General features: G+C 58.4%; 5 protein-coding genes. 1 reads left to right on the top strand and 4 read right to left on the bottom strand.

Annotated features, from left to right (window positions below; genetic code table 11):
• From HMPREF3009_RS12740 to HMPREF3009_RS12725, 4 genes are all read right to left on the bottom strand, one after another.
• Positions 1-1,316, bottom strand: a 1,316-nt coding sequence (locus tag HMPREF3009_RS12740) for a Rib/alpha-like domain-containing protein (RefSeq protein ID WP_198531143.1), incomplete at its 3' end; no start/stop codon positions are given.
• A gap of 50 nt (positions 1,317-1,366) precedes the next feature.
• Positions 1,367-2,170 carry a hypothetical protein gene (locus HMPREF3009_RS12735; RefSeq protein ID WP_070682388.1) on the bottom strand — a complete coding sequence of 268 codons (804 nt, stop codon included), beginning with the start codon at positions 2,168-2,170 and terminating at the stop codon, positions 1,367-1,369.
• A 600-nt stretch (positions 2,171-2,770) separates the two neighbouring features.
• A complete protein-coding gene (locus tag HMPREF3009_RS12730; protein WP_070682387.1) occupies positions 2,771-4,063 on the bottom strand; it encodes an adenylosuccinate synthase in 1,293 nt (430 codons plus the stop codon).
• Between the two features lie 150 nt (positions 4,064-4,213).
• The gene (locus HMPREF3009_RS12725) at positions 4,214-5,302 is read right to left on the bottom strand and encodes a hypothetical protein (RefSeq protein ID WP_070682386.1); all 1,089 of its coding nucleotides are present in this window, start codon (positions 5,300-5,302) and stop codon (positions 4,214-4,216) included.
• A gap of 195 nt (positions 5,303-5,497) precedes the next feature.
• Here HMPREF3009_RS12725 and HMPREF3009_RS12720 point away from each other — a divergent pair, with 195 nt between their 5' ends.
• The gene (locus HMPREF3009_RS12720) at positions 5,498-6,427 is read left to right on the top strand and encodes a hypothetical protein (RefSeq protein WP_070682403.1); all 930 of its coding nucleotides are present in this window, start codon (positions 5,498-5,500) and stop codon (positions 6,425-6,427) included.
• Positions 6,428-6,450 lie beyond the last annotated feature (23 nt).

Below are 6,450 nucleotides of genomic sequence, written 5' to 3'. Positions count from 1 at the left end.
TCACCAGGAACAACAAGCTTGCCCTCATACTTCGGCTCAACGGTGTTTGCGGTGGAGTCCGATACCTTGAAGGTTGCGTCAGCGCGGGCAACAACACGGCCCTGGGTCAGCGGCTGGCCGTCTGGGCCGTTCACCGGATCGCCGTTCTCATCGAGGACCGGTACCTGCAGAGCCTCATTACGCATCACAACTGGGAAGTTGAACGACTTGCCAGCCTGCTCAGCATTCGGGGTGAACGTCACAACACCGGTCTTCTCGTCCACAGAGACCTGATCTTCAGTGACACCCTCAGGCAGTTTGCCGAGCTCGAACTTGGCCTTCTCAGGCTTCGTCTCCACACCATCGGAAGCTGGGTTGTCGAACTTCGGCTCAGAGGTAGCCACTTCCTTGACCTTGGCATCGACTGAGTCGTACTCGAGGTAATCAGTCGTGACTGCGAACGCGTCCATTGCCAGAACCAGATCGTTCTTCGAATCCGGCTCACCGGCAGTGGCCTTCAGACGAGCGGTAAAGGTGTCACCAGTCTTAGCGTCCTTTGGAACCTCGAACTCACAGCTCGGAATCTTACTTGCGGAGTCAGCCTTAGCGGGGGCACACGTCTTAACGACATTGCCGTCCTTGTCGTACCATTCGATGTAGTAGCTCAGGTTATCCGAGAGCGGAAGGCCTGCAGTATCGGTCTGAACCTTGTCTCCGATCTTGGCCCAGTTATCGGTGGTGTTCTTATCCACCACATCGAACTTCAGCGCCTGCGGAGCAAGCGCGATGTTCCAACCGGTGTAGCCGTCAACGGTGGGCTCGATGAACGTGGTGTCACCACCGAAGAGCTGCGCGTTAGCACCACCGCTACTGGGCCCAGCCCAGTTACCTAGAGCCCATGGGTACAAGGTGCCGATGTTGTCCGGCAGCGGGTTACCGTCCTTGTCATAGATGCTGATGTAGCTCCAGTCCATGTTGACGTGCTTGGAGTTCTTGTTGCCGTTGAGCCAGGAACCCTCCTCCCACGACCCAGCCAACTTGTGCAGCTTGGCAGCATCCGGGTTAATGCCACCACCGGTGCCGGTGTGGTTATTGCCGTACAGGCCCTTCCACTTCAGCGCGAAACGACCATCAGCACCAGTGGTGGTCGTAACTGTCTCGGCAATCCAGCCTTCAGGGTCTGCCGCTACCTGCTCGTTGATCCATTTCTGCAGACCCGCTTCGTCAGCGGTAGTCCAGTCGCGGCCGCGCAGCGTCTTGCCTGCGAAGTTGCTCTTTACGTGTTCCTCGATCTTGGTCACAGCCTCATCGTTGAGGTAAGAGCCAACAACCTTCATACCAGGTGCAGGAAGGTCCTTACTATTAAATGCACTGATAGCGTTGTGGTTTAACCCCCCCCCAGCAACACATGCAGGTTCCAGAACGCCCGACCAGCGTAAGTGCCATTATTACTGGCCTTGCCGACACTTTCTGCCCACTTTTCCTCTGGCAGGTGCTGCGGCAGCTTGTCCTTCTGCGCATACTGGATGGTCATCTCCGAGACCTTGTTACCACCCCACGGGCCGTCCCCTTGCGAAGTCGGGGTCGCCACATCACCAATGGCTGGGAAAATACCCGCAGCCGGCTGGTGCACCAGACGGTACTTATCCGTCATGTCTTCCGGAAGCTCCGTCCACACGCGAATCTTCTCACGCTTGTGGTCGCGCTGCGGGACCGTCTCACCGACCGAAGCATCAGCCTCAAACTTACGCTGCACGCCCTTAGCATCGGTGTACGGAGCCATCTTGATGGTGAAGTTACCGTTAGCATCAGACTCGGTGAAGTACACCGGCGATGAGTGCTGGGTGTTCGCACCCTCGTACCACTGGGCGTAGACCTTAACGCCCTTCAGTGCCTTACCAGAGGCCTGGACGTTACCGAAGCCAACCTTGGCCTCGACGATCTCCTTCACGGAACCGGAGATAGTGCCCTTCTGGTCCGCCTGACCCGGCGAGTAGATGGCCTCGTGAGAACCTGCTGCCGGAGCGTCTGCAGCGGGCTGATTCTCCTGTGCATTGGCAACCGCAGCGAACGGGGATGCTGGAGTTACTGCGTGGACGAAGGGGCCCACCATAGCAATAGAGAGCGCCGCGGCAGCAATGGTGGTGCCGCGACGGCGTACAGCAGTACGCTTGATTTCCTTCTTGTTCATACCAAGAAGCCCTTTCCTTAAGACTTGAAAGAAGTGATCACGCTAGGGATGCGTGACCGCGCAAGGGGTAAAACCGGCTTACGCAACCGAGAGCCGCTCACTTCTGTCACCTTGGACGAAGGTCAGAGGGTCCAAGGATCTATGAACAAACTCGTCCCTAATGTTAACTCCGTGCACGAATTAAAGAAACCGTACGGATTCCTGAAAATTTTATGAATGCAAACTTTTTGCCACTAACAACACGAAGCATATGTTTGACCTGCTCCTTTTGGCATGATTGCGACACGCGGATGAGATTGTTAAATAGCTCACGTCGTCACTTTGGTAACATTTGCCCCAGGAATGCACTCCTAACGGGGGTGTTTTATACAGGGCTGTGCCAGGTGGGGCTGCGGGAGGCGTCGCCAAGCAGGGCGTATTGAGCGCACAAATGTAGCCACAGACACACAAACCGCCCCGCTCTCCCCGCAACGTGTATTTCGACAATTGTGTCCACGATGCTGTGGGAGAAACGGGGCGGTGGTTGTTGCGCTGTTTCTACGGGCCGCCGTCGCTGCTAGACGGTTCCTAAGGTTGGTTTATCTCGGACCGGCCTGCGCCTTACTGGTCTTGCATGACGTCGTGGCGCACGATGGTCTGGTCGCGGCCGGGGCCGACACCGATGTAGGAGATGCGGCAGCCGGAGAGCTCCTCTAGGCGCAGGACGTAGTCCTGAGCCTTCTGCGGGAGATCCTCAAAAGTCTTGCAGTTGGTGATGTCCTCATCCCAGGCCGGCATGGTCTCAAAGATAGGCTCAGCGTGGTGGAACTCAGACTGGGTCAGCGGCATCTCGTCGTAGCGCTTGCCGTCGACGTCGTAGGCCACGCAGATGGGAATCTCACCGATACCGGTGAGCACATCCAGCTTGGTCAGGAAGTAATCCGTGAAGCCGTTGACGCGCGTGGCGTAGCGGGCGATCACAGAGTCGTACCAGCCGCAGCGGCGCTTGCGGCCGGTGTTGACGCCAATCTCGCCGCCGGTGGTCTGTAGGTACTCGCCCCACTTGTCGAAAAGCTCGGTCGGGAACGGGCCAGCACCCACGCGGGTGGTGTAGGCCTTGATGATGCCCAGGGAGGTAGTAATGCGCGTCGGGCCGATACCGGAGCCCACAGCAGCGCCGCCGGCCGTCGGGTTCGAGGAAGTCACGAACGGGTAGGTGCCGTGGTCAACATCCAGCATGGTGGCCTGGCCGCCCTCCATGAGGACGTGCTTGCTCTCATCAAGAGCTTGGTTCAGCTCCAATTCGGCCTCAATAACCATCGGGCGCAGGCGCTCGCGGTAGCTTAGGAAGTACTCCACAACCTGCTCCGGTTCGATGGCCTTGCGGTTGTACATCTTCACCAACATCTGGTTCTTGATGTCCAGGGCGGACTCGACCTTCTGGCGCAGGATGGATTCATCGAAGATGTCCTGCACGCGGATACCGATGCGGGCGACCTTGTCGGCATAGGCGGGGCCGATACCGCGGCCGGTCGTTCCGATGGCGCGCTTGCCCAAGAAGCGCTCCTGCACGCGGTCCAGGGTCTGGTGGTAGGGCGCCACGAGGTGTGCGTTGGCGGAAATCTTCAAGCGCGAAGCGTTAGCGCCACGGGCTTCGAGGCCATCGATCTCATCGAAGAGGGCCTCCAGGTTAATCACCACGCCGTTGCCCAGGACCGGGGTGGCGTTTTCAGAAAGAATGCCGGCGGGAAGGAGCTTCAGCTCGTACTTCTCGCCGCCGACCACGACGGTGTGGCCGGCATTGTTACCGCCGTTGGGCTTCACTACGTAATCGACTTTGCCGCCGAGGATGTCGGTAGCCTTGCCCTTGCCTTCATCGCCCCACTGGGCGCCGACGATGACGATCGCTGCCATGTTTGGTGTCACTTCCTATTTATTGAAGTCAAATACGCACCTACTTTACCCGCCATAGCGGTGCAGCGGTGAGTTTGTGACAAGCTCGTCAGGAATTGATGCGCCGGCACCTTCGTGGAGAGGTTCGTCCCGAACCTCGTTCAAGCCCAACTACGCGATTTCGGTGTTTGAGTTGGCACCGTCGCCCTTGTCTTTCTCTTCGATGAAGATGGTGTCATTGGTGAACATCAGCCTCGAATTGTTTGGGGTGCTGATAATGATCCCATCGTCAACGACAGCGATTTGAGCTTCAATGTCATCGATGCCGATTCGGTAGAGACCGTTGCTATCGATCTTCTTGCCGTCAGTTGGGAGGTTGTCAACACCACCCTGGCTGTACCTGGTTTCACCCTCCAGCGGTAGGAGGCTCACCACATCGAATTCCATATCTTCCGGCAGGTTGGTCTTATCGCTCTTGATGACCCAGGCTCCGCCATCGCCATGTGCGCAGTCAATGGACTTTTCATTCGCATCGATACCGCACACCAAGTTCCAGCCATCGGCAGAAATATCGAACAGCGTTTCGCCGCGGAGGTCTTCTTCATCCTTGGCCAGGTCTGCGGAGTCGGTGGGCTCTGACTTGACGTCAATGAAGAAGACGTCCGAGTTTACGCCGTCGAAGGAGTTTTCCATGGACGGCGCCTCGGTCCCTGGGCGCTTGTATGTCTTTCCTTCGACGCCAACGATGTCGCCTTCAGTCTTGGACTCATAGGTATAGCCTTCGCCGTCTTCCTCCACCTCGTAGGACGTAGACGTGATGTAGAGGGCATCCTCGTCATAGACCTCACCGTTGACGAAGAAGACAGGGACTTTGACATCCTCCCCATCAAACTCGCCTTCCAGCACCACGTAGCTGAGGAACTTGCAGGGATCGTATTCATCCTCGCCGACGCTGACGTCCTCAAATTTCTCGGTGGAGCCTTTCACGTAGGCTTCTTCATTCTGTAGGACCTTGCTGATTTCGGTGTCCTCGAGTTCTTTCTTCTCGTCGCAGTCAGCGTTGGCGCTTGAGGAGGAAGTACTGCTCGGTGTCGACGATGTCGTCGCGCTGGCCTTCGTAGAACTAGTCACGGACGCGGCGGCGGCCTCGGTGAAGGCGGGTTCCTCGGCTTCCGTCTGTGAACCCCCGCCGAAACTGCACGAACTCACCAACAGTCCAGCGGCGGATACAAGCGCAAGGGTTGCCATACGGGTGGACACGGTGAATACCTCCAGCTATCAGACAAAGAAAAAGTTAAGTGTTAAGAAGTTGAGAGTTGCTTTGGAGTTAAGCGTTGTAATGGAGCCTACCTAGCAGATGTGACGTGCACTACTTAGTTTCTGGAAGCGCCGTTGGTTGAGCGGCGCTGGCGCTCCTTTTTCGCGAACCTCTTCTCACGCTTCTATGCTTCTTGTATGATCTGTGCGCTTGTAGACTGCGGCGGCCATCTCACTGAGGCCCATACCGATGCCCTCGCTGAGGCTCAACAGAGCGGAATCCGCGTTGAGCACTTCCGCGTCGCCTCGGTCCCCAGCCGGCAGGAGCTGAAGGCTATTGATGCGCTGGCCAGGGACATCCTTCCGGAGGACCCCACTCCATCGCTGGATAAGATTGCCGCGCAACCGGACGTGAGTCACCTCGGCGAGCCGGGCCCAGCACCCCAAAAGCAGTACTTGCGCGAGCCTTTGCGCATCGTGGTTATTGGCAGCGACGCCGCACTCAGCGCGGTGTTGACCCGCATGATGCGGGCGGATTACCTGTGGGCCGAGGTTGGGTATGTCCCCACCGGGGAGCATTCCACAGCGGCGATGAATTGGGGCCTGAAATCGAGCGGAGCGGGTCAGGAGCGCCAGGGGCCCGGCAACCAGGGAGCAGTAATGGAGGAAGCACTCTCCTTTGCCATGACCGCGCCCGTCAAGCCGGTGCCGCTCATCCGTAATGACGCGGGCCTCGCCGTGGCGGGTTCGGCAACGATTGCGGAATGGTCGAATGAGGAGATCACGGGGGAGATCATCGTCGACGATGCCGTGCTGCTGCGCGCAGATCGTGAGAAGGATGTCTTCGGGGCAAAGCTCGTACCAATGACGGATGCGCCGGGCATCGTGGCGGCGAAGGCAGTGACGAGCTTTGAGGCGGAGGCTGCACCGCGCCGTGGGCTGTTCGTCCGCCTGCGCAAGCCTGCACAGCCTGGACAACTCGACCCGGCCAGCGTCGTGCAGGGCCGGGCGGTGCAGGCAGGAGGGCCGTCGCTCAGCGTCAGCGTCGATGGAGTCCGCGCTAAGCGGCCGGTCAAGCGCGTGACGTTCTACCGCCACCTGCGGGACCTGCAGATCGTGCGGCCCTAGCCTGTATCAGCTGCCCTAGACCA

It is taken from the genome of Corynebacterium sp. HMSC034H07 (assembly GCF_001815175.1).
Lineage (GTDB): Bacteria > Actinomycetota > Actinomycetes > Mycobacteriales > Mycobacteriaceae > Corynebacterium > Corynebacterium hiratae.
This window is presented reverse-complemented; position numbering and strand designations above follow the sequence as displayed.

Bases quoted from the DNA above. Each gene is read 5' to 3' on its own strand.
- HMPREF3009_RS12735 (WP_070682388.1), bottom strand. From the start codon at position 2,170: ATGAACAAGAAGGAAATCAAGCGTACTGCTGTACGCCGTCGCGGCACC.
- HMPREF3009_RS12730 (WP_070682387.1), bottom strand. From the start codon at position 4,063: ATGGCAGCGATCGTCATCGTCGGCGCCCAGTGGGGCGATGAAGGCAAG.
- HMPREF3009_RS12720 (WP_070682403.1), top strand. From the start codon at position 5,498: ATGATCTGTGCGCTTGTAGACTGCGGCGGCCATCTCACTGAGGCCCAT.